Origin of the sequence: Aeromicrobium stalagmiti, from assembly GCF_013283745.1 — a bacterium.
In the GTDB taxonomy this organism is placed as follows: domain Bacteria; phylum Actinomycetota; class Actinomycetes; order Propionibacteriales; family Nocardioidaceae; genus Aeromicrobium; species Aeromicrobium stalagmiti.
The window spans coordinates 383,149-408,117 of the sequence record NZ_JABSTZ010000003.1 but is presented as its reverse complement, the minus strand read 5'-3'; the positions used below and the strand labels follow the sequence as shown (position 1 = coordinate 408,117).

28 protein-coding genes and 1 riboswitch are annotated in these 24,969 nt (G+C 70.6%); of the genes, 21 read left to right on the top strand and 7 right to left on the bottom strand.

Features of this window, described 5'->3' with window-relative positions:
* Positions 1 to 16: 16 nt before the first annotated feature.
* The 3 genes from HQK15_RS14340 (at position 17) to HQK15_RS14330 (ending at position 2,801) form a co-directional block, all read left to right on the top strand.
* Positions 17 to 274 (top strand): hypothetical protein, encoded by a 258-nt coding sequence (locus tag HQK15_RS14340; RefSeq protein WP_173492153.1) that lies wholly within the window; start codon positions 17 to 19, stop codon positions 272 to 274.
* 106 nt (positions 275 to 380) lie between these two features.
* Positions 381 to 521, top strand: a riboswitch (cyclic di-AMP (ydaO/yuaA leader).
* A gap of 20 nt (positions 522 to 541) precedes the next feature.
* Positions 542 to 1,540, top strand: coding sequence for a C40 family peptidase (locus HQK15_RS14335; RefSeq protein ID WP_254451064.1), 999 nt, complete (start codon positions 542 to 544; stop codon positions 1,538 to 1,540).
* 7 nt (positions 1,541 to 1,547) lie between these two features.
* The gene (locus tag HQK15_RS14330) at positions 1,548 to 2,801 is read left to right on the top strand and encodes a hypothetical protein (protein WP_173492151.1); all 1,254 of its coding nucleotides are present in this window, start codon (positions 1,548 to 1,550) and stop codon (positions 2,799 to 2,801) included.
* On the opposite strand, the gene HQK15_RS14325 is transcribed toward HQK15_RS14330, so the two are convergent.
* Positions 2,768 to 4,501 carry an AMP-dependent synthetase/ligase gene (locus tag HQK15_RS14325; RefSeq protein WP_367649191.1) on the bottom strand — a complete coding sequence of 578 codons (1,734 nt, stop codon included), beginning with the start codon at positions 4,499 to 4,501 and terminating at the stop codon, positions 2,768 to 2,770. The two genes, HQK15_RS14330 and HQK15_RS14325, sit on opposite strands and share 34 nt — an antisense overlap.
* 133 nt (positions 4,502 to 4,634) lie before the next feature.
* Between HQK15_RS14325 and HQK15_RS14320 the strand changes: the two genes are divergently transcribed.
* The 4 genes from HQK15_RS14320 to HQK15_RS14305 are packed head-to-tail and all read left to right on the top strand — an operon-like array spanning position 4,635 to position 7,364.
* A complete protein-coding gene (locus HQK15_RS14320) occupies positions 4,635 to 5,072 on the top strand; it encodes an SRPBCC family protein (protein ID WP_173492150.1) in 438 nt (145 codons plus the stop codon).
* Positions 5,069 to 5,383: a hypothetical protein gene (locus HQK15_RS14315; RefSeq protein WP_173492149.1), complete on the top strand. Its 315-nt coding sequence runs from the start codon at positions 5,069 to 5,071 to the stop codon at positions 5,381 to 5,383. The genes HQK15_RS14320 and HQK15_RS14315 overlap by 4 nt, the downstream gene beginning before the upstream one ends.
* Positions 5,380 to 6,327 (top strand): ROK family glucokinase, encoded by a 948-nt coding sequence (locus tag HQK15_RS14310; RefSeq protein WP_173492148.1) that lies wholly within the window; start codon positions 5,380 to 5,382, stop codon positions 6,325 to 6,327. The genes HQK15_RS14315 and HQK15_RS14310 overlap by 4 nt, the downstream gene beginning before the upstream one ends.
* Entirely contained in the window at positions 6,327 to 7,364 is a 1,038-nt protein-coding gene (locus tag HQK15_RS14305; protein ID WP_173492147.1) for an ROK family glucokinase, read from the top strand. The genes HQK15_RS14310 and HQK15_RS14305 overlap by 1 nt, the downstream gene beginning before the upstream one ends.
* On the opposite strand, the gene HQK15_RS14300 is transcribed toward HQK15_RS14305, so the two are convergent.
* Positions 7,270 to 7,665 carry a hypothetical protein gene (locus HQK15_RS14300; protein WP_173492146.1) on the bottom strand — a complete coding sequence of 132 codons (396 nt, stop codon included), beginning with the start codon at positions 7,663 to 7,665 and terminating at the stop codon, positions 7,270 to 7,272. The two genes, HQK15_RS14305 and HQK15_RS14300, sit on opposite strands and share 95 nt — an antisense overlap.
* A complete protein-coding gene (locus HQK15_RS14295; RefSeq protein ID WP_173492145.1) occupies positions 7,662 to 8,426 on the bottom strand; it encodes an alpha/beta hydrolase in 765 nt (254 codons plus the stop codon). Before HQK15_RS14295 ends, HQK15_RS14300 begins: the two co-directional genes overlap by 4 nt.
* A 78-nt stretch (positions 8,427 to 8,504) precedes the next feature.
* Between HQK15_RS14295 and HQK15_RS14290 the strand changes: the two genes are divergently transcribed.
* From HQK15_RS14290 to HQK15_RS14275, 4 genes are all read left to right on the top strand, one after another.
* Entirely contained in the window at positions 8,505 to 9,257 is a 753-nt protein-coding gene (locus tag HQK15_RS14290; protein WP_173492144.1) for a lysophospholipid acyltransferase family protein, read from the top strand.
* Between the two features lie 29 nt (positions 9,258 to 9,286).
* On the top strand, positions 9,287 to 10,315 hold the full coding sequence (locus HQK15_RS14285; protein WP_173492143.1) for a 6-phosphofructokinase: 1,029 nt from the start codon (positions 9,287 to 9,289) through the stop codon (positions 10,313 to 10,315).
* 156 nt (positions 10,316 to 10,471) lie between these two features.
* Positions 10,472 to 10,951: a DUF427 domain-containing protein gene (locus tag HQK15_RS14280; RefSeq protein ID WP_217361674.1), complete on the top strand. Its 480-nt coding sequence runs from the start codon at positions 10,472 to 10,474 to the stop codon at positions 10,949 to 10,951.
* 301 nt (positions 10,952 to 11,252) lie between these two features.
* A complete protein-coding gene (locus tag HQK15_RS14275; protein WP_173492141.1) occupies positions 11,253 to 12,590 on the top strand; it encodes a class II 3-deoxy-7-phosphoheptulonate synthase in 1,338 nt (445 codons plus the stop codon).
* 10 nt (positions 12,591 to 12,600) lie between these two features.
* Here HQK15_RS14275 and HQK15_RS14270 read toward each other — a convergent pair whose 3' ends face one another.
* Together HQK15_RS14270 and pknB are read right to left on the bottom strand one after the other, a co-directional pair.
* On the bottom strand, positions 12,601 to 13,131 hold the full coding sequence (locus tag HQK15_RS14270; RefSeq protein ID WP_173492140.1) for a carboxymuconolactone decarboxylase family protein: 531 nt from the start codon (positions 13,129 to 13,131) through the stop codon (positions 12,601 to 12,603).
* 53 nt (positions 13,132 to 13,184) lie between these two features.
* Entirely contained in the window at positions 13,185 to 15,242 is a 2,058-nt protein-coding gene (gene pknB, locus HQK15_RS14265; protein WP_173492139.1) for a Stk1 family PASTA domain-containing Ser/Thr kinase, read from the bottom strand.
* Between the two features lie 153 nt (positions 15,243 to 15,395).
* On the opposite strand from pknB, the gene HQK15_RS14260 reads away from it, so the two are divergent.
* Entirely contained in the window at positions 15,396 to 15,791 is a 396-nt protein-coding gene (locus HQK15_RS14260) for a guanyl-specific ribonuclease (RefSeq protein WP_173492138.1), read from the top strand.
* On the top strand, positions 15,788 to 16,204 hold the full coding sequence (locus HQK15_RS14255; RefSeq protein ID WP_217361672.1) for a barstar family protein: 417 nt from the start codon (positions 15,788 to 15,790) through the stop codon (positions 16,202 to 16,204). Before HQK15_RS14260 ends, HQK15_RS14255 begins: the two co-directional genes overlap by 4 nt.
* On the opposite strand, the gene HQK15_RS14250 is transcribed toward HQK15_RS14255, so the two are convergent.
* A complete protein-coding gene (locus tag HQK15_RS14250; protein WP_173492137.1) occupies positions 16,179 to 17,240 on the bottom strand; it encodes a polyprenyl synthetase family protein in 1,062 nt (353 codons plus the stop codon). The two genes, HQK15_RS14255 and HQK15_RS14250, sit on opposite strands and share 26 nt — an antisense overlap.
* 23 nt (positions 17,241 to 17,263) lie before the next feature.
* Here HQK15_RS14250 and metF point away from each other — a divergent pair, with 23 nt between their 5' ends.
* Complete coding sequence (gene metF / locus HQK15_RS14245) at positions 17,264 to 18,157, top strand: methylenetetrahydrofolate reductase [NAD(P)H] (protein WP_173492136.1); 894 nt, start codon at positions 17,264 to 17,266, stop codon at positions 18,155 to 18,157.
* 4 nt (positions 18,158 to 18,161) lie between these two features.
* Here the strand turns inward: metF and HQK15_RS14240 are convergent, their stop codons facing one another.
* A complete protein-coding gene (locus tag HQK15_RS14240; RefSeq protein WP_173492135.1) occupies positions 18,162 to 19,418 on the bottom strand; it encodes a phytoene desaturase family protein in 1,257 nt (418 codons plus the stop codon).
* A gap of 92 nt (positions 19,419 to 19,510) precedes the next feature.
* On the opposite strand from HQK15_RS14240, the gene HQK15_RS14235 reads away from it, so the two are divergent.
* The 7 genes from HQK15_RS14235 to HQK15_RS14210 all read left to right on the top strand — a co-directional run bounded on the left by HQK15_RS14235 (position 19,511) and on the right by HQK15_RS14210 (position 24,718).
* Positions 19,511 to 20,266 carry a class I SAM-dependent methyltransferase gene (locus HQK15_RS14235; protein WP_173492134.1) on the top strand — a complete coding sequence of 252 codons (756 nt, stop codon included), beginning with the start codon at positions 19,511 to 19,513 and terminating at the stop codon, positions 20,264 to 20,266.
* 1 nt (position 20,267) lies between these two features.
* Positions 20,268 to 20,678, top strand: a complete 411-nt coding sequence (locus HQK15_RS14230; protein ID WP_173492133.1) for an SCO2097 family morphological protein — start codon at positions 20,268 to 20,270, stop codon at positions 20,676 to 20,678.
* Positions 20,679 to 20,901: 223 nt separating this feature from the next.
* Positions 20,902 to 21,351, top strand: coding sequence for a division/cell wall cluster transcriptional repressor MraZ (gene mraZ, locus HQK15_RS14225; protein ID WP_367649190.1), 450 nt, complete (start codon positions 20,902 to 20,904; stop codon positions 21,349 to 21,351).
* Positions 21,352 to 21,475: 124 nt separating this feature from the next.
* A complete protein-coding gene (locus HQK15_RS18905) occupies positions 21,476 to 21,604 on the top strand; it encodes a hypothetical protein (protein WP_302477622.1) in 129 nt (42 codons plus the stop codon).
* Positions 21,601 to 22,551 carry a 16S rRNA (cytosine(1402)-N(4))-methyltransferase RsmH gene (gene rsmH, locus HQK15_RS14220; RefSeq protein WP_173492132.1) on the top strand — a complete coding sequence of 317 codons (951 nt, stop codon included), beginning with the start codon at positions 21,601 to 21,603 and terminating at the stop codon, positions 22,549 to 22,551. The genes HQK15_RS18905 and rsmH overlap by 4 nt, the downstream gene beginning before the upstream one ends.
* Positions 22,548 to 22,973, top strand: coding sequence for a cell division protein FtsL (gene ftsL, locus HQK15_RS14215; protein WP_173492131.1), 426 nt, complete (start codon positions 22,548 to 22,550; stop codon positions 22,971 to 22,973). The genes rsmH and ftsL overlap by 4 nt, the downstream gene beginning before the upstream one ends.
* Positions 22,970 to 24,718, top strand: coding sequence for a peptidoglycan D,D-transpeptidase FtsI family protein (locus HQK15_RS14210; protein ID WP_173492130.1), 1,749 nt, complete (start codon positions 22,970 to 22,972; stop codon positions 24,716 to 24,718). The genes ftsL and HQK15_RS14210 overlap by 4 nt, the downstream gene beginning before the upstream one ends.
* The last annotated feature ends 251 nt before the right edge of the window (positions 24,719 to 24,969 follow it).

The following is a 24,969-nucleotide window of genomic DNA, read 5'->3' as shown; positions in this document are numbered from 1 at the left end:
ACCAGGAGGCGTCCGCATGAACAGCACAGGAGGTCACGAGATGCACGAGTTCCATCCCGCCGACTCGGTGGTCGTCGACTGCGACCGCTGCCTCGTCCGCAGCCCCAGCGCCTGCGGCGACTGCGTCGTCACGTTCCTGCTCGGCGCCCCGCCGGCCGGCATCGAGATCGACGCCGACGAGATGGCCGCTCTCGGCGTACTGTCCGACGCCGGTCTCACACCCCCGCTACGTCTCGTGACGCCGCTGGCCGGTCCCGAGACCCAGGCGGTCTGACCCCCTCGTCTCGGGCGGGTCCAAGTTGAATTGGCCCATGGCTGCACCTAGAGTGATGGCTTGTGCGTCCGGTGAACGCCGCCCTCCAGGGCGGTGTCGGACGCACCGTCGAGTCGCCGCAGCCATGGGGAAGATGTCTGGGGCGAACCGGGGAACCACGTAGGTGGGGTGAGTCGGTCCGTGCTCGCACGGACCGTAGGGCAATCCGAGGCCCGAACCCGTCAGCTCACCCGGTAGACGTCGAGGATGTAGGAGTTCTGCGTGCGCATGCACCCCCCCGCTCTTGATCGAACCGCTGCCCGACGCAGCTCCCGCGGCCGCCGAGGCATCGCCGTGACGGCAGCCCTGGTCGTCACGGGTGCGATGTTCGCGTTCCCGTCGGCCCAGGCCGAGCCGGCCGTCACCTCCAAGGACGTCGAGAACGCGTTCCACGAGGTCGAGGCGATGAACGAGCAGGTCAACGCGCTCGGCGAGCAGACCAAGGCGACCCAGGCCGAGATCGACGACCTGACGACCGACATCGATCGCCAGCTCACGACCTACCGCGAGCAGAAGCAGGCGCTGGGTGAAGCGATCGTCCAGCAGCAGCTCGACGCCCCGCTCGGCCCGACGGCCAGCCTGCTCGGCAGCGACGACCCCGAGGAGTTCCTCGAGGGCCTCGGCGCCGTCCAGGCCCTCAACAGCACCCGTGCCGACGAGCTCACCCAGTTCGGCCGCACGAGCAAGCAGCTCAAGAACCGCCGTGCGCAGCTCGAGGACCGCAAGGACGCGCTGAAGGAGGCCACGAAGAAGGCCGACGACAAGCGCGCCGAGATCCGCAAGAAGTACGAGGCCGCCAAGGCCGAGCTCGCGCGCCTCACGGCGGCCGAGCAGGCCAAGTTCAACGCCGGCAGCGGCCTCGACATCGATTTCGACGTCAAGGCGTCCGGCAAGGCCAAGGCCGCGCTCGCGTTCGCGATGGCCCAGATGGGCGACCCCTACGTCTATGGCGGCACCGGCCCCAACAGCTGGGACTGCTCCGGCCTGGTCATGAAGGCGTGGGCCGCTGCCGGCGTCTCGATCCCGCGGGTCGTCGGCCCGCAGATCGCGGCCGGCAAGGCCGTGCCGATGGACCAGCTGCAGCCCGGTGACATCGTCGCCTACGGCGACATGTCGCACGACGGCCTCTACGTCGGCAACGGCAAGGTCGTCCACGCTCCGCGTCCGGGCAAGAGCGTCGAGATCACGACCCTGAGCGGCTTCACCCGCGCTGCACGGGTCGGCTGACACTCGCTTGGCTGAGCGCCGCCTCCGGCCGTCGCCCAACGTGGCGGCCGTGGTGGTGCTTGCCCTGCTCGCCGGGTCGCTGCTGCTGTGGCAGCGACCGTGGGACGGGGGAACCGACGAGCCCGCCGTCGTCCCCATCGGCGCCGACGCCTCGTCGCGACTGACGAGCCAGCTGCGCGACCTGTCGTCGGCGACGACCGAGCAGCAGTTCGTCGAGGCGACCGGAGACCTGGCCGCCGGCCGTGACTTCGGCCGTCGCACCTGGGCCTCGCTCGTCGCGGTCGGCGCCACCGAGGTCTCGTTGCGCTACATCAGCGGCGGCGACGTCGCCGACCGCGCCGACGGCACCGCACGGATGGTCGCGGAGGTGGCCTGGCGCCCGGGGCCCGAGTCCGGTCTCGGCTCCGACACGCTGCACCGCTCGTCGGTCGCCTTCCGGGTGGCGCCGCAGACCGACGGCGACTTCTCGATCGTCGACGCCGCACCGCGCACGACGACGCTGCCGATCTGGTTGGCCGGCCGGGTCGCCGTGGAGCGGACGTCCGGCAGCACCGTCGTGACGGTCGACGGGGGTGACGACCAGCTGCCCGTCGAGTCAATGGCGGCGACCGCCCGGGCCGCGGTCGCGTCGGCCGTCCCGGGCGCCGAGGGCGAGCTCGTCATCGTGTCGCCGCGCACCCAGGACCAGATGGCGCGCATCGTCGGACAGGGCGTCGAGGACGTCCGCCAGATCGCCGCCGTCACGACCCGGCTCGACCGCAGCACCACGTCGTCCGGTGGGTCGGTGATCGTCCTCAACCCCGCACTCTTCGCGACGATGGACCGCCGGGCCGCCCAGGTCGTGCTCAGTCACGAGGGCACGCACCTGCTGACCGGCGCGGTCGGCACCAGTGCCGAGAGCTGGGTCGTCGAGGGCTTCGCCGACTACGTGGCGCTGCGCGACGACTCGGCGCCGCTGTCGGTCAGCGCCGGTCAGGTCCTCGCCGAGGTCACGGCAGGCCGGGTGCCGACATCGCTGCCGGACGCCGCGGCGTTCGGTGCGACGAGTCACGGGCTCGGCGCGGCCTACGAGGCCGCGTGGATGGCCTTCCGCCTGCTCGACGAGCGCTACGGGCGCGCTGACGTGGTCGACTTCTACGAGTCGGTTCTCGGCGGCACGCGCCTGAGCACCGCGTTGCGGGACTCGTTCGGCCTGACGGTGCAGCAGCTGACCGCCGAGTGGCGGGACTACCTGACGAAGAGCGCCTCGACCGTGTCGTGAAGATCGCGCAGGACCGCGTTGCGCTTCACCTTGAACGAGGGGGTGAGGTAGCCGTTCTCCTCGGTCCAGTCCTCGGGCAGGATCTGGAACTTGCGGATCGACTCGGCCTGCGACACCTGGGTGTTGGCGTCGTCAATGGCCTTCTGCACCTCGGCCAGCAGGGCCGGGTCGTCGAGGCTGCCGGTCCAGGCCTCCTCGTCGATCGTCACCAGGGCGGCGACGAAGGGCTTGCCATCGCCGACCACGAGGCACTGGCTGACGTAGGGGTGCGCGCGCACGCGGTCCTCGAGCACCGCGGGGGCGACGTTCTTGCCGCCGGCCGTGACGATGATCTCCTTCTTGCGACCCGTGATGCGCACGTAGCCGTCGTCGTCGACCTCGCCGAGGTCGCCGGTCGCGAACCAGCCGTCGGCGTCGATCGCCTCGGCGGTGGCGGCCTCGTTCTGCCAGTAGCCGTCGAAGACCTGCTGCCCGCGAAAGCTCAGCTCGCCGTCGTCGGCGACCCGCACCTCGGTGCCGGGCAGCGGCTGTCCGACCGTTCCGACCCGCTGTCCCTCGGGCGTGTTGACGCACAGCGCAGCCGTCGTCTCGGTCAGGCCGTAGCCCTCGAGCACGGTGACGCCGATGCCGCGGTAGAAGTGGGCGAGCCGGTCGCCGAGCGGCGCGCCGCCCGAGATGGCCCACTCGGCGTGCCCGCCGAGGGCGTCGCGGAGCTTGCCGTAGACGAGCTTGTCGAAGACCGTGTGGCGCGCCCGCAGCGCGAGCCCGGGCTTCCCGGTGTCGAGCGCCCGGCTGTAGGCGATCGCGGTCTGCGCCGCGCGGTCGAAGATCTTGCCCTTGCCGTCGGCGTACGCCTTGCCGCTCGCGGTGTTGAAGACCTTCTCGAACACCCGGGGCACGGCCAGCACGAACGTCGGCTGGAACGTGCCGAGGTGCGTCACGAGGTCCTTGACGTCGGCCGTGTGTCCGAGCTTGGCGCCGGAGCGGATCGCGCCGACCTGGATGATGCGGGCGAACACGTGCGCCAGCGGCAGGAACAGCAGCGTCGACGCGTTCTCGGTGCCGAACAGGTCGGGCAGCTGCTCGGTGGCCGCCTGCAGCTCGTAGCGGAAGTTGCCGTGCGTGAGGCGGCAGCCCTTGGGCCGGCCCGTCGTGCCGGACGTGTAGATCAGCGTCGCCAGGGTGTCGCTCGTCAGGGTCGCGCGGCGCTCCTCCAGCTGCTCGTCGGTGACGTCGGCCCCGAGCGCGGTGATCGTGTCGATGCCACCGGCGTCGATCGTCCAGACGTGCTGCAGCGTGGGGGCCTGCGAGCGCGACTCCTCGACGCGTCCGAGGTGGCCGTCGTTCTCGACGATCGCCGCGACGGCACCGGAGTCGGACAGGATCCAGGCGATCTGTGCGGCCGAGGACGTCTCGTAGATCGGCACGGTCGCCGCTCCGGTCCACCAGATCGCGTAGTCGCAGACGGTCCACTCGTAGCGGGTCTTCGACAGCAGCGCGACGCGGTCACCGGGGGAGACCCCGGCAGCCACGAGCCCCTTGGCCACCGCGACGACGTCGCGGTGGAACTCCGCGAGGGTCACGTCGGTCCAGGCGTCACCCTCGGCGCGGGCCAGGGCCACGTCGTCGGCGTGCTGGGGGAGGCGGTCGAGGATGTCATCGCTGAGGTTGCCCAGAGCGGGCTTTTGCGGCTGCGTCACGTACGGCAGGCTACTCGCCCGGACCCGGCACGACCGAAGGGGCCGCGCCGCCACGAGGCTGAGTACCGGCGCAGGTGATGGTCGCGGGAACCACTAGCATGGGTGGACACAGCGAGCCGGACGAGGAGGGGTGATGGCGCGGACCACGAGCGACATCGTCATCGACGCCCCCGCTGACCGCATCATGGACGTGATCGCCGACTTCGCTGCCTACCCGGTGTGGGCGACGGGCGTGAAGACCGCTGATGTCGTCGTGGCGGGCGCAGGCGGACGGGCCGAGCAGGTGCACTTCGTGCTCGATGCGACGCCGATCCGTGACGAGTACGACCTGGGCTATGTCTGGGACGGTGACCGCACGGTGTCGTGGAGCCTGACGCAGTCGGGCAAGATGCTGACCTCGATGGACGGTGCCTACGTCCTCGAGCCGCTCGGCGACGCGCAGACCCGGGTGACCTACCAGCTCGCGGTCGACGTCTCCGTCCCGCTGCTGGGGATGCTCAAGCGCAAGGCTGAGAAGGTCATCATCGACACCGCCCTCAAGGGGTTGAAGAAACAGGTCGAGGCCCTGTGACCGGTCCAGGACCGACCGCGGACGCCACCTCGGCCTCTGCCAGCAGTGCCGAGCCGGTCGGCTCGATCGCCGAGGAGGCGTTCAAGCTGTTCCGCGCCGTGGCGAGTGCTCCTCATGCGAGCACCGCCGCCCCGGAGACCCCGAAGAGCGACCACGTGTGCTCGACGTCCTGGTGCCCGGTGTGCCAGGTCGTCGGCTTCGTGCGTGACAACCCCGAGGCGCTCGCCTCGGTGACCCAGTCGGCTGCTGCGTTCGCCCGGTCGCTGCGCGACCTGGTCGACACGGCGCTGGCGCCCCAGGAGGAGAAGTGACCCTCGCCATCGGCGTCGACATCGGCGGCACCAAGATCGCCGCCGGCCTCGTGTCCGCGTCCGGGGAGATCCTGGAGGCCGTCTCGGAGCCGACGCCCGACGACTCGACCAAGATCCCCGCGATCGTCGCCGACCTCGTCGACCGCCTCACCGGTGACGACCGCCCGGTGGGCGTCGGCATCGGGGCGGCCGGCTTCGTGGGCGAGGATCGCGCCACGGTGCGGTTCGCGCCCAACATCGACTGGCGCGAGGAGCCCCTCGCCGCCCACGTGCGCGCCCTCGTCGACCTGCCGATCGTCGTCGAGAACGACGCCAACGCCGCGGCGTGGGGCGAGTTCCGCTTCGGCGCCGGCGAGGACACCGACGACCTGCTGCTCATCACGGTCGGCACCGGCATCGGTGGCGGCATCGTCCACCGCGGTCAGCTCTTCCGCGGTGGCTTCGGCGTCGCGGCCGAGATCGGTCACATGCGCGTCGTCCCCGACGGCATCCTGTGCGGCTGCGGCCAGCGCGGCTGCTACGAGCAGTACGGCAGCGGCAGCGCCCTGGTCCGCGACGCCCGTGAGCGCGTCGCCAACGAGGACCCTGCAGCCGCGGCCATCGCGGCCCTGGCCGACGGCGACCTCTCGCGCATCAGCGGTCCTGCGGTCACGAAGCTGGCGCAGGAGGGCGATGCCCTCTCGATCGAGCTGATCACCGAGCTGGGCCGCTGGATCGGTGAGGGAGCCGCGGTGCTCGCGACGATCCTCGACCCCAGCGTCATCGCGATCGGTGGAGGCGTGGCCGCTGCGGGCGACCTGCTCCTCGGGCCGGTCGTCGACGCGTTCGAGACCCATCTTCCGGCCCGGGCGCACCGTCCCGAGGCCGCGCTGCGCCTGGCCGCCCTCGGCAACGAGGCCGGCATCATCGGCGCGGCCGATCTTGCGAGAGTGGAGCCCGCGTAGTGGCAGACAAGCTGGCCGTCGGCATCGACATCGGCGGCACCAAGATCGCCGCAGGCGTCGTCGACGAGGACGGTCATGTCCTGGCGCGCCTCAAGCGCGAGACCCCGACGACCGAGCCGCTCGAGGTCATCGACGCGATCGCCGACATCACCGAGGAGTTCCGCCGCGAGCACCACATCCGGGCGATCGGTGTGGGCGCGGCCGGCTTCGTCGACGCGACGCAGTCGACGGTCCTGTTCGCCCCGCACCTGGCGTGGCGGCACGAGCCGTTGCGCGACTCCGTGGCTCGCCGCACGGGTCTTCCCGTGCTGGTCGACAACGACGCCAACGCAGCCGGGTGGGCCGAGTGGCGCTTCGGGGCCGCGCAGAACGAGGCCGACCTCGTGCTCATCACCCTCGGCACCGGCATCGGCGGGGCGATCGTCATCGACGGCCAGCCCTACCGCGGCCAGTTCGGCATCGCCGGCGAGTTCGGGCACATGCAGGTCGTGCCGCAGGGCAACCAGTGCGAGTGCGGCAACCAGGGCTGCTGGGAGCAGTACGCCAGCGGACGGGTGCTGACCCGACGGGCCCGCAAGGCCGCGACCGACGGCACCGAGCTGGGCAAGCTCTTCCTCGCCGAGGCCGGCGGCACGGTCGAGCGCATCGAGGGCCACCTGGTGAGCCAGCACGCCAAGGCCGGCAACGCCGAGGCGATCGAGTGGATCGCCGACGTCGGCGACTGGCTCGGCGTCGGCATCGCCAACCTCGCCGCCGCGCTCGACCCCGGCATGTTCGTGATCGGTGGTGGCGTCAGCGACGCCGGACCGCTGCTCATCGACCCGGCGCGGGCGGCGTTCTCACGCACCCTCACCGGTCGTGGCTTCCGCGCCGAGGCGCGGATCGTCCGGGCTCACCTCGGGCCGGAGGCGGGCCTCATCGGCGCCGCCGACATGGCCCGGCTCACAGCACGGCGCCGTCGTCCGGCCAATCCCTCCGCGAGGGCCCGTGTTCGGGCAGCTGCAAGAAAAGGTATGTCGCCGAAGCCACGAAGATGAGCGCGGCGCCGGCCAGGATCGACTGTCCGACGAATACGTGGGCGACCGTCGCCAGCACGAGGGCGAGCGGGGCGCCGACGACGCCCGCCCAGGCCAGCAGGATGCCGCGCCGACGCGGCACGAGCGGCTTCTGCTCGACCTTGCGGTAGAACGGCTCCTCGGTGTCGTCGGGTCCCGGTGACTCGGGCAGCCGGCGCATCGACGGGTGCTCCTGGGGTGCCGGATCAGCGGGCTCGTCGGGGAACGACAGGTCGAGGTCGAGCCCCTCGACGATCTTGTCGAAGTCGTCGCGCTCGGTCATGCCGCCCCTGCTCCCACGTGCTCGGTGATGAAGGCCGCGGTGCGGTCGAAGATCAGCGGTGCGTCGTTGTCGAGGGTCGCGACGTGGAAGCTGTCGTGCAGCGTCACGAGCTCCTTGACCGTCGATGACACCCCGTCGAGGATGATCGCCTGCGAGGACTCGTCGACGACGTGGTCGTCGACGGAGCGGAAGAGCAGCAGGGGCTGGGTGATGCGGCCGAGTCCGGCGCGGACGTCCTTCCACATCGTCAGCTGCGACGCCAGCGCCTTGAGCGGGGTCTTGTCGTAGCCGACCTCGTCCTGCCCCGGCTTCTTGATGTCGTTGCCGATGCCGGGCATGGCCGGGACGATCCACTGCAGGACGGGCACCAGCTTGACGTCGAAGCGGTTGACGTTGACGGCCGGGTTGACGAGCACGAGGGCGTCGACGTCGTCGGGGCGCTGCTCGGCGAGCCGCAGGGCCAGGCACCCACCCATCGACAGCCCCGCGACGACGACGCGGTCGCACGTCTGGTGCAGGTCGGTGAGGGCGGCATCGACCTCGGCGTACCAGTCGTGCCACCGGGTGCGGTTCATGTCCTGCCACGTGGTGCCGTGGCCGGGCAGGCGGGGGACCCGCACGGTGTGACCGAGGCCAGCGAGCTGCTGGGCCCACGGCGTCATCGATGCGGGGGATCCGGTGAATCCGTGGCTCAGCAGCACGCCCGTACGACCGCCGTCGGCCGAGAAGGGCTCGGCGCCGGCCACCAGCGAGGAAGTCATGTCCTCATCATCCATCATCATCGGTCACCGCGCGTCGCCTCGTGCGAAAGGTGGTCGGTTCGGAGTAGTGTCCTGTCCGTGTTCTATTGGTTCCTGAAGTTCCTCGCGCTGGGTCCCTTGCTCAAGCTGATCTTCAGACCGTGGGCCGAAGGAACCGAGCACGTCCCCAAGGAGGGCGCCGCGATCCTTGCGAGCAACCACCTGTCCTACAGCGACTGGCTCTTCATGCCGCTGGTGATCCCGCGTCGGGTCACGTTCGTCGCCAAGGCCGAGTACTTCGAGGGGTCCGGCATCAAGGGCTGGCTCCAGAAGACCTTCTTCTCCGGCGCCGGTCAGGTGCCGATCGACCGCACCAGCGGATCGGCCGCGGCCGGCGCGATCAAGACCCAGCTGCGCCTGCTCGCCGACGGCGAGGTGTGCGGCATCTATCCCGAGGGCACGCGCTCGCACGACGGCCTGCTCTACCGCGGCCGCACGGGCGTCGCGCGGCTCGCGCTCGAGGCAGGGGTGCCGGTCATCCCGCTGGCCGTCATCGGCACCGACGTCGTCGCGCCTCCGGGCAAGATCTTCGGCAGCTTCGCCCGCCCCGGCGTCCGCTTCGGCAAGCCGCTCGACTTCAGTCGCTACGAGGGCATGCAGGACGACCGCTACATCCTGCGCGCGATCACCGACGAGATCATGTACGAGATCATGCGCCTCTCGGGCCAGGAGTACGTCGACCTCTACGCGCAGGACGCCAAGAAGCGCGACCAGGCCCGCGACAAGGAGGCCGCCAACGCGGTCGCCCGGGCCGAGGCCGACGAGGTGTGGGAAGAGATCAAGCCCGACTGAACCACGTCCACCACCACGAGGAGATCCAGATGCGCGTCGGCATGCTCACCGGGGGAGGCGACTGCCCCGGGCTCAACGCAGTCATCCGTGGAGCGGTGCGCAAGGGCGTGGCGGCGTACGGCCACGAGTTCATCGGCTTTCGCGACGGGTGGCGCGGGCCGCTCGAGAACGACACGATCGCGCTGGACGTCGATGCGGTGCGCGGCATCCTGCCCCGTGGCGGCACGATCCTCGGCTCCTCGCGCACCAACCCGTTCGCGATCGACAACGGCGTCGAGCGCATCAAGGACAACCTGGCCCAGCACGGCGTCGACGCGCTCATCGCGATCGGCGGCGAGGACACCCTCGGCGTGGCGACGAAGCTCGCCGACCTCGGCGTCAACGTCGTGGGGGTGCCGAAGACGATCGACAACGACCTGTCGGGCACCGACTTCACCTTCGGCTTCGACACCGCGGTCAACATCGCGACCGAGGCGATCGACCGGCTCCACACGACCGCCGAGTCGCACCACCGGGTGCTGGTCGTCGAGGTCATGGGACGCCACGCGGGCTGGATCGCCCTGCACAGCGGGATGGCCGGCGGCGCCAACATCATCTTGATCCCGGAGCGTCCGTTCGACATCGACAAGGTGTGCGCGCAGGTCGAGAGCCGCTTCGCGACGCAGTACTCACCGATCATCGTGGTCTCGGAGGGGGCAGTCCCCGCCGAGGGCGGCGACATGTCGCTCGTCAGTGGCGAGAAGGACGCCTTCGGGCACGTACGACTCGGGGGCATCGGCGACCGCCTGGCGTCCGAGATCGAGCGCCGCACCGGCAAGGAGGCGCGCGCAGTCGTCCTCGGCCACGTGCAGCGCGGTGGCACGCCCACGGCGTTCGACCGCTGGCTGGCCACCCGGTTCGGGCTGCACGCCATCACCGCGGTGCACGAGGGCGACTTCGGCACGATGATGGCGCTGCGTGGCACCGAGATCGCCCGGGTGCCGCTGTCGGAGGGCACCGACCAGCTCAAGACCGTCCGCCCCGACCTCTACGACGAGGTCGAGGTGCTGTTTGGTTGAGGTCGATTCGCGCCAGCGAATCGCGCCGAGACCAGGTCGAGCGTGACACGCCGGAGGCGTCACATGGTCGAGACCTCGTAAGTCGAAGGGCTCGCTGCGGGCAGCAGGGTGCGTTCTCGCGAGCGGGTCTCGTGCGACATGGGTACGTTCGGTGTCATGCCTTCACCCCGCCCTGTCGAGAATGTCTGGGACTATCCGCGTCCGCCGTCCATCGAGCCGAGCGACGAGCGCATCGTGGTCGCGATGGGCGGGGTACGGATCGCCGAGACCAGCACGTCCTACCGGATCTGCGAGACGAGCCACCCGCCGACCTACTACCTGCCCGTCGGGGCGTTCGCCGAGGGCGTGCTCCGGCCCGTTCCGGGATCGACGTGGTGCGAGTGGAAGGGTGCGGCGTCCTACTTCGACGTCGTCACGCCCGAGCGCACCATCGCCGCCGGGGCCTGGACCTACCGGACGCCCAACGACGGCTACCGCGACCTCGTCGACCACGTCGCGATCTATCCCGGCAAGGTCGACCGCTGCCTGCTCGACGGCGAGCAGGTGCAGGCGCAGGAGGGCGACTTCTACGGGGGATGGATCACGTCACGCGTCACCGGACCGTTCAAGGGGGCGCCGGGGACGCTCGCCTGGTAGGCGCGGCGGCTCCGCCGCCTCGCGGCTCCTTCGTCGCCGCTGGCCGGGCTTCGCCCGGGCGCCTGCCCTTCGTTCGCTGCGCTCTCTCGGGCTTGGGCTGGGAGGTGGGGTTGGGTTTCGGCCGGGGGCCTGGCCTTTGCTCGCTGGCGCTCGCTCGGCCTGGGCCGGGGGCTTGGGCTGGGTTTCGGCCTGGGGCCTGGGCTTTGTTCGCTTCGCTCGCTCGGGCTTGGGGGCGGGAGGTTGGGGTTGGGTGGTTTGGGGCGTGGTCGGGAGTGCTCGGGGGGCCGCGTATTCTTGACCGGTGAGCATTCCCAGCCTTGACGAACTCCATGCGATCGGTGCTGTCCAGCAGCCCACGTATGTCGATCAGTCCGCCCGCGACGCCGCGGTGCAGACGCTGCGGAAGATGCCCCCGCTCGTCTTTGCCGGCGAGTGCGACGCGCTGCGCGGCCGCCTGGCCGACGTCGCGCAGGGCAAGGCGTTCCTCCTGCAGGGAGGCGACTGCGCCGAGACCTTCGAGGGCGTCACGGCCGAGAACGTCCGCAACAAGCTGCGGGTCCTGCTGTCGATGGCGGTCGTCCTGACCTACGCGGCGAGCGTCCCGGTCGTCAAGGTCGGACGTCTGGCCGGGCAGTACGCCAAGCCGCGCTCGAGCGACACCGAGACCCGCGACGGCGTGACGCTGCCGGCCTACCGCGGCGACGCCGTCAACGGCTTCGACTTCACCCCCGAGGCTCGCGCCCACGACCCGCAGCGACTCGTCGACGTCTACAACGCGTCGGCCGCGACGCTCAACCTCGCGCGCGCCTTCACGACGGGCGGCTACGCCGACCTGCGCCAGATGCACGCCTGGAACACCGACTTCGTCAAGAACAGCCCGGTCGGCGAGCGCTACGAGCGCATCGGGGCCGACATCGACCGTGCGCTGGCGTTCATGGACGCGATCGGCGTCGACCCCGACGAGTTCCACACCGTCGACTTCTTCTCCTCGCACGAGGCCCTGATCCTCGAGTACGAGCACGCCCTCACACGCATCGACCAGCGCACATCGCTGCCCTACGACGTGTCGAGCCACTTCGTGTGGATCGGTGAGCGCACCCGCCAGCTCGACGGGGCCCACGTCGAGCTGCTCAGCCGCATCGCCAACCCGATCGGCGTCAAGCTCGGCCCGACCTCGACGGCCGACGACGCCATCGCGCTCTACGAGAAGCTCAACCCCGAGCGCACGCCCGGCAAGGTCACCTTCATCACCCGGTTCGGCGCGGGCAAGATCCGCGACGGCCTGCCCCAGCTCGTCGAGAAGGTCACCGCTGCCGGCATCGAGGTCGCCTGGGTCTGCGACCCGATGCACGGCAACACCTTCGAGACCAGCAACGGCTACAAGACCCGCGAGTTCGACGACGTCATCGACGAGGTCCGCGGCTTCTTCGAGGTCCACCGCTCGCTCGGCACCTGGCCGGGCGGCGTCCACGTCGAGCTCACGGGTGACGACGTCACCGAGTGCGTCGGCGGCGGCGCCAAGCTCTCGGCCGAGGACCTCACGCACCGCTACGAGACGCTCTGCGACCCCCGCCTCAACCGGGCGCAGTCGCTCGAGCTCGCGTTCCTCGTCGCGGAGATGCTGGCCAACCGCGACTGATCCCGCGGAGCTAGTCCTCGGGCTGGACCCGCAGGGTCAGCAGCGTGGTGGCCAGGGAGTCGTACTGGCCGCAGAGCAGCAGCAGCTCGATGGCCCGCGGCTCGTCGAGATGGGTGCGGACGTCGTCCCATGCGGTGTCGTCGAGGTTCTTGGTCTCGACGAGCTGGGTCGCTGCGGTGAGCAGCGCGCGCTCGCGGGGGCTCCACCCCGACCAGCCCAGGTCGCCGAGGTGCGCGATCTGGGCCTCGGTGACGCCCGCCCGCCGGCCGATCCGCAGGTGATGACGCCGCTCGTACTCGCAGTCGCGCAGGGTCGCGATGCGCAGGATGACCAGCTCGGACTCGCGCCGGGGGAGCAGTCCTCCGGGCATGAGTCGCCCGCTGAAGTGGAGCCAGCCCCGGAACAGCCTGCGCTGGCGGCCCAGCGTCGTGAAGACGTGAGGCTTGTGGCCGCCGATGACGCGGCCCGCGACCGAGGCGACGGCGAAGTTGACGAGGCCGAGCTCCTTGAGCCCGCCCGGGGCGATCCGCGGCTGATCCATGGCGGTCACCCTACGGGAACTGGGACGGATGTCTCAGTGACAGCGGGTCACGCTCAGAGCGGGAAGACGAAGATCCGGGTGCCGCGGCGCACCTCGTCGCCGCCGCCGGGGTTCTGTCGCCGGACCGTGAAGTTGCCGGCTCCGGGGATGTAGGGGGAGAAGAACTCCAGGCCGGCCGCCTCGATGATCCGGCGTGCCTCGCTCTTCTTCTTGCCCTTGACGTTGGGCACCGTGATGAGCTCGGGGCCCTTGGAGACCGTGAGCGTGATGGTGTCGTTCTTGAACTGGGTGCCGCTGTCGGGGCTCTGCGAGATGACGATGCCCTTGTCGACGTCCTCGCTGAACGCCTCGGTCGACGTGACGTCGAAGCCGGCCTCCTTGAGGCCCGACGTGGCCTCGGTCTCGGACTTGCCGGTGAAGTCCTCGACCTTGATCGGCTGACGACCCTTGCTGACGAGGATGTCGACCGTCTCGCCCTTGCGCAGGGGAGTCGCCGAGGTGATGTCGTCCTGGGGACCGATCACACGGCCCTTCTTGATCGTCTCGCTGAACTGCGTCTTCTGGTCACCCAGCACGAGGTTCTGCGACTCCAGATAGGTCCTGGCGCCGTTGACCGTCATGTTCTTGAAGTTGTTCTTGGGGATGAAGTAGCGCTCAGGCCCCTTGGAGACGACGGCCTCGATCGTGCCGCCGGGCAGGATCTTCTGCCCCGGCTCGGGATCGGTGCTGATGACGACGCCGTCGGCGACGTCCTCGGAGAACGCCTCGCTGGCGATCTTGAAGTCGAAGCCCTCGTCCTCGGCGTTCTTCTCCGCCGTGGTGGCGGCGCTGCCGGTGAGCACGGGCGTGTCGGTGTAGCGCAGGTCGGCGAAGTACCACGTCAGCAGGCCAGCGAGCAGGGCGAAGACGACCGCCGCGACGAGCAGGTTGCGACCGCGTCGCGAGTGCGGCTTGCTGGTGGCCTGGCCGTACTGCTCGCGCGACATCGGCGGGTGCAGCCCGATGGGCTTGGCCGCGCCGGCGTCGGTCGGTGGCGGTGGGGGCGGCGCCTGTGTCGTGCCGCTGCTCCACTGCATCGTGTGCTCGGATGCCGCGGCGACGGCCTCGGTGGGGGCGGAGTCCGCAGCGGAGGAGGCCATCGCGGCTCCACCCATGGCCGCTGCACCCAGTGCGGAGCGGGGAACTGCGACCGTCGGGTCGTCGGAGGAGTCCTCGTCGATGCGACCGCCGGGGGCGAGGTCGGCGACCAGCTCGGGATCGTCCTCGAGACCGGCGTCGAGGGCACGCTGCACCGACCGGACCTGCTGCAGCATGACGCGTGCGTCGGTCGAGCGCTGGTCGCGGTCCCGGACCGTCGCCCGGGCGACGAGCGCGTCGACGTAGGGCGGGATGCCGCGCTGGACCTTGGACGGTGCGCCGATGTCCTCGTGGACGTGCTTGTAGGCGACCTGGATGGGGGACTCGCCCGAGTGCGGCTTGACCCCGGTGAGCATCTCGTAGAGCATCGCGCCGCACGCGTAGACGTCGGAACGCGCGTCGGCGCCATCGTTGGTGACGATCTCGGGGGCGAGGTAGGACACGGTGCCGATCAGCGTGCCGCCCGTGGCCGTGGTCGCCGCGCTCACGGCACGCGCCAGGCCGAAGTCGGCGACCTTGACGTCGCCGTCGGGGGTGATGAGGACGTTCTCTGGCTTGACGTCGCGGTGGATGATCTTGGCGGCGTGGGCGGCGGACAGGGCGATGAGCACCTGCTCGAGCAGCTCCAGCGCACGGTAGGCCGGCATCGGGGCCTCGTCGCGCATGAGGTCGCGCAGCGTGCGCCCCGGCACGTACTCCATGACCAGATAGGTGACCTCGCCGTCCGTGCCCTGGTCGAAGACCGACACGACGTTGCGGTGGTTGAGCTTGGCCGCGGACTTGGCCTCGCGCACGAAGCGCTCGGTGAACTGCTGGTCGTCGCCGAGGCCGCGATGCATGACCTTGATCGCGACCTCGCGGTCGAGCCGCTGGTCGGTGGCCTGGAAGACGCTGGCCATGCCGCCGCGTGCGATGCGGTCGCCGATGAGATAGCGGTCGTTGAGGACACGCCCGACGAGGGCTTCGTCGCCCATCAGTGCCACTCCGACCCTCCCTCGTCACACACGGACCCCGTCGGGGTCCTGAACGCATTCTAGTGACTCTGCCACACAGGTCCGTGACCAGCACGGACGCGTGTTGCATCGGGTTCGTGATGTCGCGCACGCGGGATGGGCCACGATGGACCCATGCGGCGGACGACGTGGTGGCAGGTGCTGGCGCTCGTGGCCGTGCTCGCCGTCGTCCTGTGGGAGGTCGCGTCGACCGACGACGACACCGTCCCGGCCGGGACCCTTCCCGACGGCACGGTCTCGGCCTCCCAGCTGCCCGTGGAGGCTCGGGAGACCCTGGCGCTCGTCGAGGACGGCGGACCCTATCCCTTTGACCGGGACGACAGCGTCTTCATGAACCGCGAACGTCTGCTGCCCGAGCGCCCGCGGGGCTACTGGCGCGAATACACCGTGCCGACCCCGGGGGAGTCCGATCGCGGAGCACGGCGGCTCGTCGTGGGCCGTGACGGCGATACCTACTACACCGACGACCACTATGCGTCGTTCCACCCGGTGAGGCGGGGGACCGGATGACCGCGTCGTACGCCTCGATGCTCGCAGGAACGACCGCGACGGGCCTGTTCAGCTGGCGAGGGACGCCGGAGCGTGACCTGGCCGCCGAGGCCGAGGCGGCCGGGTGGCTGGCCCTGCGGCTCGACACCAGGCACATCGGGTCGACCGGCGACTTCTATGCCGAGGTGGCAGGCCAGTGGTCGCTGCCTGCGTGGTTCGGCCGCAACCTCGACGCCCTCTTCGACGTGCTGGCCGACCTGTCGGCCGGGCCGACGGTCCTCGTCTGGGACGGGCTCGTCCGGCTGGGTGACGTCGACCCCGAGCAGGCGAGTGCCGTCGTCGACGTGCTGCGCGACGCCGTGGGTCAGTCGGTGGCGCTCGCGGTGGTCGTGCGGGACGATCTCGGCGTCAACGGCTTCGACGGGTTGCTGTGAGGGCGAGGGGCGACAGGATCTCGCGAGCGTCGGGACCGAGCGCCTCGATCGCGGCATCGGCCTGCTCCTCGAGCCGGGTGATGTCGGCCTCGACGGCGTCGAGCGCGCCCGAGGTGCGGATGAGGTCGGCGACGACCCCGACCCCCTCGACGGTGCCGAGGCGGTCACGCAGCACCGCGTGCCCGGCGGCGTCGGTCAGCTCGTAGGCCCGGGCGACGAGCACCGTGCGCTTGCCCTCGCGCAGGTCGTCGCCGGCCGGCTTGCCGGTGACCGCGGGGTCGCCGAACACGCCGAGCACGTCGTCGCGCAGCTGGAAGGCCTCGCCGAGCGGGAGGGCGACGGCGGTGAGGGCGTCGATCAGGTCGGCGGACGCTCCGGCCAGCGCGGCGCCGATGTGGAGGGGTCGCTCGACGGTGTACTTGGCGGACTTGAAGCGGACGATCGCCATGGCCTCGTCGACGGACAGGCGCGCTCTGGTCTGGCCGGCGACGTCGAGGAACTGGCCGGCGACGACCTCGGTCTTGCACAGGTCGAGGAAGTGCCGGGCGCTGCGCACGTGCGGGGCCATCGTGGGGGAGTCGAGGATCGCCGTCGTCATCATCTCGTCGCACCACGACAGCATCAGGTCGCCCAGCAGCACGGCGGTCGAGAGGCCGAAACCGGCCGCGTCGCCGTGGCGGTCCTCGTCGCGGTGCAGGGCCTCGAACGCCCGGTGGATGCTCGGTCGTCCGCGTCGGGTGTCGGAGCCGTCCATCAGGTCGTCGTGGACGAGGGCGCTGCCCTGCAGCCACTCGAGGGAGGCCGCCGCGTCGACGAGGTGCTGGTCGAGCGGGTCGCCGCCGGCGACGAGCCACCCGGCGTGGCAGAACTGGGGTCGCAGGCGCTTGCCGCCGCCCACGAAGTCGAGCGCGGCGCTGGTCAGGTGGTCCAGGTCGGGACCGAGGGCGCCCAAGGGGCCGGCCTTGGCGGCGACGAAGGCGGCGAGACTGTGATCGACTCGTGCCCGGAAGTCGTGGTCATCCGCAGGTGTCGTCACGTCCTGAACGATATCGTTGCGCCATGCGTTCCGAAGACACGTCCCTCGTCGCCGCGCTCCGGGCTCCCACCCCGAGCTGCTCCTTCGAGTTCTTCCCGCCGAAGGACGACGCGGGTGAGGCGGTGCTGTGGCAGACCATCGCCGACCTCGAGCCGCTCGACCCGACGTTCGTGTCGGTCACCTACGGCGCCGGCGGCACGAGCCAGGAGCGCACGGTCCGCATCACGGCTCGCATCGCCGAGCAGACGTCGATGCGGCCCGTCGGCCACCTCACGCTGGTCTCGCAGACCCGCGGCGAGATCGAGTCGGTGCTCAAGCAGTACGCCGCTGCGGGCGTCGACAACGTCCTCGCGCTGCGCGGCGACCCCAAGGGCGGTCCCCGTGCGCCGTGGGAGCCCCACCCGGACGGCATGACCTACGCGATCGACCTGGTCGAGCTGGCGGCCCAGCTCGGCGGCTTCGAGATCGGCGTCGCAGCGTTCCCCGAGGGACACCCCGACGCCAGGAGCCTGCAGCACGACGCCGAGGTGCTGGTCGCCAAGGCGGAGGCGGGCGCCGAGTACGCCATCACCCAGCTGTTCTTCCGCTCGGACGACTACTTCTCGCTGGTCGAGCGCGTCCGCGCCCTCGGCAGCGACATCCCGATCGTCCCGGGCATCATGCCGATCCTCAACTTCGCGCAGGTCGCCCGCATGGCCGAGCTGTCGGGCGCGGCCATGCCGCCGGAGGTGCTCGAGCAGATCGAGCCGATCGCCGACGACAAGGACGCCGTGCGCGCCAAGGGCATCGAGCTCGCGACACAGCTGTGCCGCGACCTGCTGGCCGGCGGCGCACCTGGCCTGCACTTCATCACGCTCAACCGCTCGAAGGCGACGCGGGAGATCTTCGAGGCGCTGCGCGCCGACGGGCTGGTCTGACCCTCTAGCGGGGAGCAGGGCCGACGTCGGCGGCGATCGCCGCGGTCGCCATGCCGATCGCCTCGAGCGTCCCGCCGGGGTGGGCGTGCGCGCCTGCGAAGTAGAGGCCGCCCGACGGCGCGACGCCCGGCAGGTCGAAGGCGGTCGTCCAGGTGTTCCAGACCCAGCCCCAGTGGCCGAGCACGACCAGGTCGCTCGGCGTGAGGTCGATCCGGTCGACCACGAACGGGCGCAGGTCGATGCCGAACCGGACGAGGGCGTGGAGCGGGTCCTCGCCGCTGCGGTGCTCGAGCGTCCACCGGCCCCCGCCGTTCGACCACAGGCGGATCGGCGGGTTCGCGTGCACCAGCACCTCGTCCGCGAGCGCCGGAGCCTCGGGCGACAGGGTCACCAGCGTCCGAGACGCGGGGATGACCGGGAGCGCCCGGGGCGGTGGCAGGGGAGCGGGCCAGGTGGGGGCTGCCCACACGACGACGTCGGCCGGCACGGTGCGCCGGTCGGTCACGACCCCGGTCACGCGCCCGCCGTCGCGCACCAGCTCGTGGGCCGACTCGCCCAGCTGGACCGTGACCTTCCGCTCCGCGAGCCGCTTCTCGAGGGCGTCGGCCAGGGCAGGGAGGCCACCGTCGAAGCGCCAGCGGCCGAAGGACCGCTCGACGTAGTGCGTGACCGCCGCAAAGGCCGGGGTGGCGCGCCAGTCCTGCCCGGCCAGGCGGACGGGGTCGAGGACGATCTTGGCGAGGCGCTCGTCGGCGAAGTCGCGATCGAGCGCCTGGATCGTCCGGCGTGGCTTCAGCATCCGGCGGACCGAGCGGTCGACGGCAGGCTTGCCGGGGAAGACCTGGTCGAGGGCCATGCGCCGGATGACGTCCCAGGGCTCGGCGAAGCGGTCGACCCACGGCGACCACTCGTCCTCGCCGAGCAGGGCCGAGACGGCCTCGTGCTGGTCGCCCCGGTTGCCGAGCGGCAGGTCGAGGACCGAGCCGTCCTTGAAGACGTGGCGTCGGCCTTCGGTCTTGGTGAAGTCGAGGACCCGCTCGAGCGGCCGGCCGGACTTGCGGAACAGGTCGCGGAAGACCCCGGGCAACGAGACGGTGTCGAGCTCGATCTGCCACGCCTGACCATTGACGGTGTGACCGTGCAGCCGACCGCCGAGTCGGTCGCCCGCCTCGAGCAGCGTGACGTCGTGGCGCAGCTTGGCGAGGCGCGCGGCGGCGGTGAGCCCGGCGAAACCGCCACCCACGACCACGACGTTCGCCATGCGCGCAGACTACGCGGTGCCGCACGCCGTCCGGCCACCACACCGGCCCCTGCGTCGAGGGCGGCAGCCAGCGCTGTGGCACAGTGGTCGCCATGGGTCCGGTCCGCTCCGAGCTGATGTGGCAGGCAGTCGTCGACGCGGTCGAGATCGCGGGTGCGGGCGACCTGCTCGACGTCCTCGACCTCGGGGGCGGCACCGGTGGTGACGCCGTGCGGCTTGCGCAGCTGGGACACCGGGTCACCGTCGTCGACCCCAGCCCCGACGCCCTGGCCTCGCTGCACCGACGCGGCGTCGAGGCCGGCCTCGTCGACCCCGTCAGAGGGATCCAGGGCGATGCTGCCGATCTGCTCGACCACGTGGCTCCGGGGTCGTTCGACCTGGTCGTGTGTCACGGGGTCCTCGAGCACGTCGACGACCCGGCCTTCGCCCTCTCCACGGTCGCGACCGTGCTGCGGGCAGGCGGTCACGTCAGCGTCGTCGTGTCGGGCCGCAACGCGGCCGTCGCCGCACGCGCCCTGGCAGGCGACTTCGTCACGGCGCAGACGCTGCTGGGCCGGTCGGCCGACGACTGGGACCTGCGCACCATGGGCCCGCGGCGGTTCGTGCCGAGCGAGCTCGAGGCCCTGCTGGTGGGGGGCGGATTCGTGCCCGTGGCGGCCAACGGCCTGCGGGTGTTCGCCGATCTGGTGCCCAGTGCGATCGTCGACACCGAGCCCGGTGCACGCGACGCGCTGTACGCCCTGGAGCGCGTGGTGCGGACGTCGCCGGAGTTCTCAGGACTTTCCGCTGGTCTGCAGTCGATCGCCCGCCTAGACTTGTCACCAGCACCACCGAATCCAGGAGGCTAGAGTGCCACTCTCTGACGAAGAAGCCCGCCTGCTCCACCAGCTCGAGCAGTCGCTGGCAGCAGAGGACCCGGACTTCGCGTCGACCCTGCGCGGGTCGAAGTTCATGGCGCGCAACCGCCGTGTCGCACTGCTCGCCGTCCTGGGCTTCATCGGTGGCCTCGTCATCATGTTCGGTGGCGCCGTGAGCAAGATGACCTGGCTCGGCGTCGTCGGCTTCGTGGCGATGCTCGCCTCCGCCTACCTGTTCACCAACGCCTGGAAGCGCGGCATCGGTGGCCGCGACGAGGACGGTGCCTCGGCGCAGTCCGGCCGAGGCGGTCGGCCCGGCCGACAGAGCAACAAGTCGTCGGGCTCGTTCGTCGACCGCATGGAGGAGCGCTGGCAGCGCCGCCGCGACGGGGACGAGCTCTAGGCCCCACCGGAGGCGATATCCGCTCCACTTCCCCCCACCTCGCCACTGACCGCCCCCTCGGGGGCGGTTTTTCTTTGCCCTGACGGGCTTTTCAGCGTCCTCCACCGCGTGGAGGGCGCTGTTCTGCATGCCCGAAAACGTGCCGGAAATGTGTGCATTGTGGGGGAGAGTGGAGTAAGGTGGTGTGAAATGGAGCGCATGGCCGTCAACGAGGAGGAGCGAGGTGAACCCGGATGTGTCCAACTTCTTCGGCACCTACACCCCTCGCCTCGACGACAAGGGCCGGCTCTTCCTCCCGGCCAAGTTCCGCCCGCGCCTCGAGACCGGCATCGTCCTCACCCGTGGCCAGGAGAACTGCATCTACGGATGGACGACCGAGGCCTTCAACGCCTTCACCGACCGCATCCGCAACACGCCCTTCACCAACCAGGCGGCCCGCAACTTCAACCGGATGTTCTTCTCCGGCGCCTCGTCGGAGGTTCCGGACAAGCAGGGCCGCATCTCCGTCCCGGCCGTCCTGCGCACCTGGGCGCAGCTCGACAAGGAGTGCACGGTCGTCGGTGCGATGGACCGCATCGAGATCTGGGACTCCGGCCGCTGGGCCGAGTTCGAGTCCTCCCAAGAGGGTCCGTTCGCGGACATGTCGGAAGAAGTGATGCCCGGGATCTTCTGACGTTCGTGGGGCGAGATCTGCGCCCGCGTGGTTCTGACATCACTTCCCCGGTGTCAGACCCAGCGGTCGCGGATCTGGCTCCAGGAGCACCAGCCGGGCACATCACACGAACAGGACGAGGGACATGAGGGTCGACGAGAGCACGCGCCGCGTACGCCACGAGGTGGCCGACGGCGTCCGGCTCATGGCGTTCAGCCTCGGCTCGTCGATCGTCCTGGCCACCGTCATCTCGATCGGTCTGGGCCTGTTGTGAGTGCCGCCGCGAGCCACGTCCCGGTGCTCCTCGATCGCGTGCTCGACCTGCTGGCCCCCGCTGTCGCCGTCGACCGCCCCGTCGTCGTCGACGCGACCCTGGGCCTCGGCGGTCACACCGAGGCGATGCTCAACCGTTTCGCCGACCTCCACGTCATCGGCATCGACCGCGATCCCGAGGCGCTCGACCGGGCCCGCACCCGGCTCGCCGGCTTCGGTGACCGGGTCACCTACGCGCACGCCGTCTACGACGAGATCGCCGACGTCGTCCGTGACGCCGGCTTCTCCACCGTGTCGGGCGTCCTGTTCGACCTCGGCGTCTCGTCGATGCAGCTGGACCTGGCTGACCGCGGCTTCGCCTACGCCCAGGACGCGCCGCTGGACATGCGCATGAACCCCGAGGACGAGCTGACGGCAGCCGGCATCCTCAACACGTACGAGGCGCGCGACCTCGCCAAGGTGCTGCGCGAGTACGGCGAGGAGAAGTTCGCCAAGCGCATCGCCGACGCGGTCGTGGCCGAGCGTGCCAAGGAGCCGTTCACCACCAGCGCACGGCTCGTCGACCTGATCCGGGACTCCATCCCGCAGGCGGCGCGACGCACCGGCGGCAACCCGGCCAAGCGGACGTTCCAGGCGCTGCGCATCGAGGTCAACGACGAGCTCGGCGTCTACCGGCGGGCCCTGCCCGACGCCCTCGACGTCCTTGCTCCCGGGGGACGGGTAGTCGTCTTGGCCTACCACTCCCTGGAGGACCGCATCACCAAGCGTGCGTTCACCGAGGTCACCACGACCGACGTGCCGCGCGACCTGCCGTTCGTGCCCGAGGGCCACGAGGCGAAGTACCGCCTCGTGACCCGCGGCGCCGAGATGGCGACCGAGTCAGAGATCGACGACAACTCCCGCGCCCGTTCGGTGCGGCTCCGTGTGGTGGAGAGGAACGCAGCATGAGCTCGCAACTGTCCCGTGCGTTCGCCCCGGTCCCGAGCCGGATCGAGGATGCGAAGGCCGTCGGGCTGCGACTGGTGCGGCCGGTCCGCAGCCGGGCGCGCAAGGCGCCATTCGTCGTCGTGGTCCTCACGGTGCTCTCGATCGGCCTCGTGGGGCTCATCGTCATGAGCACCGTGCTGCAGGCCCAGTCGTTCGAGGCCGCACGGCTGCAGAGCCAGGCGACCTCGCTGCAGACCCAGCAGCAGGCGCTGTCGCGCGAGGTCGACCGCCTCCAGAGCCCCGCCAACGTCGCGCGTGAGGCCCTCGCGATCGGCATGGTCCCCAACGCCAACCCCGCGTTCCTGCGGCTGGCGGACGGCAAGGTGCTCGGCAAGCCCGAGGCCGCCGTCGCCGGCAGCAACATCACCCGGGTGACGCCGTGAACGCCGCGCAGGTCCTGACGCGGCGTCGTCTGCGGGCGTGCCTGGTGATCATCCTGGTCGTGTTCGCCCTGTTCGGGGCCCGCCTGTTCCAGATCCAGGGGCTCGACGCGAGCGCCTATGCCGCCCAGGCGGTGGCCTCCGGCACCCAGAAGAAGGTCGACCCGGCTCCGCGCGGCGCGATCCTCGACCGCAACGGCGAGGAGCTCGCGACCAGCGTCGACGGACTGACCCTCACGGCCGACCCGAAGATGACCGTCGACAACGCGCCGCAGATCGCCCGCATCCTGCGCGAGAAGCTCGGCAACGAGATCGACTACTTCGACACGATCGACAAGCTGCGCACGCCTGACTCGCGCTACGTCTACCTCGCCAAGGACCTCCCGAAGTGGACGGCCGACAAGGCGATCGCGGCGCTGGACAAGGCGGGGCTTCCGGGCGTCTTCAGCGAGAAGGAGACGCTGCGCACCTACCCGGGCGGCAAGCTCGCGGCCAACCTGCTGGGCTACACCAACGGCGCCGGCAAGGGCGTCGCCGGCCTCGAGCAGCAGTTCGACAAGACGCTGACGGGCACCGACGGCTCCAGCACCTACGAGGTCTCGCCGACCGGTCAGCGCATCCCGATGGCCGACAGCACCGTCACCGAGATGGTGCCGGGTCGCGACGTGCAGACCACGATCGACCGCGACCTGCAGTGGTACGCCGACCAGCGCCTGGCCGACGCGGTGCAGGCGTCGAGCTCCGACTGGGGCCTCGCGATCACGATGGACGTCAAGACCTGCCAGATCGTGCAGATGTCGCAGGCGCCGACGTTCAACGCCGACGAGCGCTCGGGCATGGACGACTCCAACACGGTCTCGCGCGCGGTGCAGAACGTCTACGAGCCCGGCAGCGTCATGAAGACCGTGACGATGGCCGCGCTGGCCGACCAGGGCAAGATCGCCGCCGACACCCCGATCGTGGTGCCGCCGAAGATGACGATCGACCGGTTCCCGATCGGTGACTACTGGCAGCACGGCACGCTCAAGCTGACCGCGGCCGGCGTCATCGCGCTCTCGTCCAACCTCGGCACGATCGTCGCGGCCCAGCAGATGAGCGACCAGACGATGTACCAGTACTTCAGCAAGTTCGGGTTCGGGCAGAAGACCGGCGTAAACCTGCCGGGTGAGTCCAAGGGCATCCTGACCAACGGGTCGGAGTGGACCAAGGCCAACCACGCGACGATCTCGTTCGGCCAGGGCGTCTCCGTCACCGCGATGCAGATGATGCGCGCGGTCGGCGCGATCGCCAACGCCGGCAAGATGTGCGAGCCGTCGGTCGTCACCTCGACCGTCGACAAGGACGGCACGAAGACCGCGGTCACGTCGCCTGCGAGCAAGCGCATCGTCTCCAAGGACGCCGCCTCGACCGTCACCCGGATGATGGAGGCCGTGACGGCCCCCGACGGCACCGCGCCGGCCGCGGCCATCAAGGGCTACCGCGTGGCGGGCAAGACCGGCACCGCGTGGCGGGTCGACCCCACCACGGGCCGCTACATCCGGGGCCAGAACACGGTGTCGTTCATGGGCTTCGCCCCGGCCGACAACCCGCGCTTCCTCACCTACATCGTGCTCGACAAGCCGTACAGCAACGCCGGCGGCGGCTCGACCGCGGCGCCGGTGTTCCACGACATCATGTCGATGGCGCTGGAGCGCTTCGGCGTCGCCCCGAGCGGCTCGAAGAGCCCGAAGGTCGCGCAGACCTGGTAGGCGGGGCGGCTTCGCCGCCTCGGGGCGGGCTTCCCTGCTCGCTGCGCTCGCGGGGGCCCGCGCCTGTCCGCACCTCGCTGGCGCTCGGTGCGGCCGCCTGGCCTCGCTTCGCTCGGCCTTGGGTTGGCACACGGGAGTGGCTGCTCGGTGGGGCGCCTGGGCTTGCTTCGCTCGGCCTTGGGGCAGCAATGAGGGCTGGTGCTTGATGGGGGTGCTTCGGCTCGCTTCGCTCGGCCCTGGGCCGGCACAGA

Coding starts and splice junctions, on each gene's coding strand:
- pknB (WP_173492139.1), bottom strand. CDS start 15,242: ATGGGCGACGAAGCCCTCGTCGGGCGTGTCCTCAACGACCGCTATCTC.
- HQK15_RS14320 (WP_173492150.1), top strand. CDS start 4,635: ATGGCGCGGACCACGAGCGACATCGTCATCGACGCCCCCGCTGACCGC.
- ftsL (WP_173492131.1), top strand. CDS start 22,548: ATGAGCTCGCAACTGTCCCGTGCGTTCGCCCCGGTCCCGAGCCGGATC.
- HQK15_RS14235 (WP_173492134.1), top strand. CDS start 19,511: ATGGGTCCGGTCCGCTCCGAGCTGATGTGGCAGGCAGTCGTCGACGCG.
- HQK15_RS14270 (WP_173492140.1), bottom strand. CDS start 13,131: ATGGATCAGCCGCGGATCGCCCCGGGCGGGCTCAAGGAGCTCGGCCTC.
- HQK15_RS14260 (WP_173492138.1), top strand. CDS start 15,396: ATGCGGCGGACGACGTGGTGGCAGGTGCTGGCGCTCGTGGCCGTGCTC.
- HQK15_RS14300 (WP_173492146.1), bottom strand. CDS start 7,665: ATGACCGAGCGCGACGACTTCGACAAGATCGTCGAGGGGCTCGACCTC.
- HQK15_RS14255 (WP_217361672.1), top strand. CDS start 15,788: ATGACCGCGTCGTACGCCTCGATGCTCGCAGGAACGACCGCGACGGGC.
- HQK15_RS14280 (WP_217361674.1), top strand. CDS start 10,472: ATGCCTTCACCCCGCCCTGTCGAGAATGTCTGGGACTATCCGCGTCCG.
- HQK15_RS14295 (WP_173492145.1), bottom strand. CDS start 8,426: ATGACTTCCTCGCTGGTGGCCGGCGCCGAGCCCTTCTCGGCCGACGGC.
- HQK15_RS14335 (WP_254451064.1), top strand. CDS start 542: ATGCACCCCCCCGCTCTTGATCGAACCGCTGCCCGACGCAGCTCCCGC.
- HQK15_RS14240 (WP_173492135.1), bottom strand. CDS start 19,418: ATGGCGAACGTCGTGGTCGTGGGTGGCGGTTTCGCCGGGCTCACCGCC.
- metF (WP_173492136.1), top strand. CDS start 17,264: ATGCGTTCCGAAGACACGTCCCTCGTCGCCGCGCTCCGGGCTCCCACC.
- HQK15_RS14340 (WP_173492153.1), top strand. CDS start 17: ATGAACAGCACAGGAGGTCACGAGATGCACGAGTTCCATCCCGCCGAC.
- HQK15_RS14285 (WP_173492143.1), top strand. CDS start 9,287: ATGCGCGTCGGCATGCTCACCGGGGGAGGCGACTGCCCCGGGCTCAAC.
- HQK15_RS18905 (WP_302477622.1), top strand. CDS start 21,476: ATGAGGGTCGACGAGAGCACGCGCCGCGTACGCCACGAGGTGGCCGAC.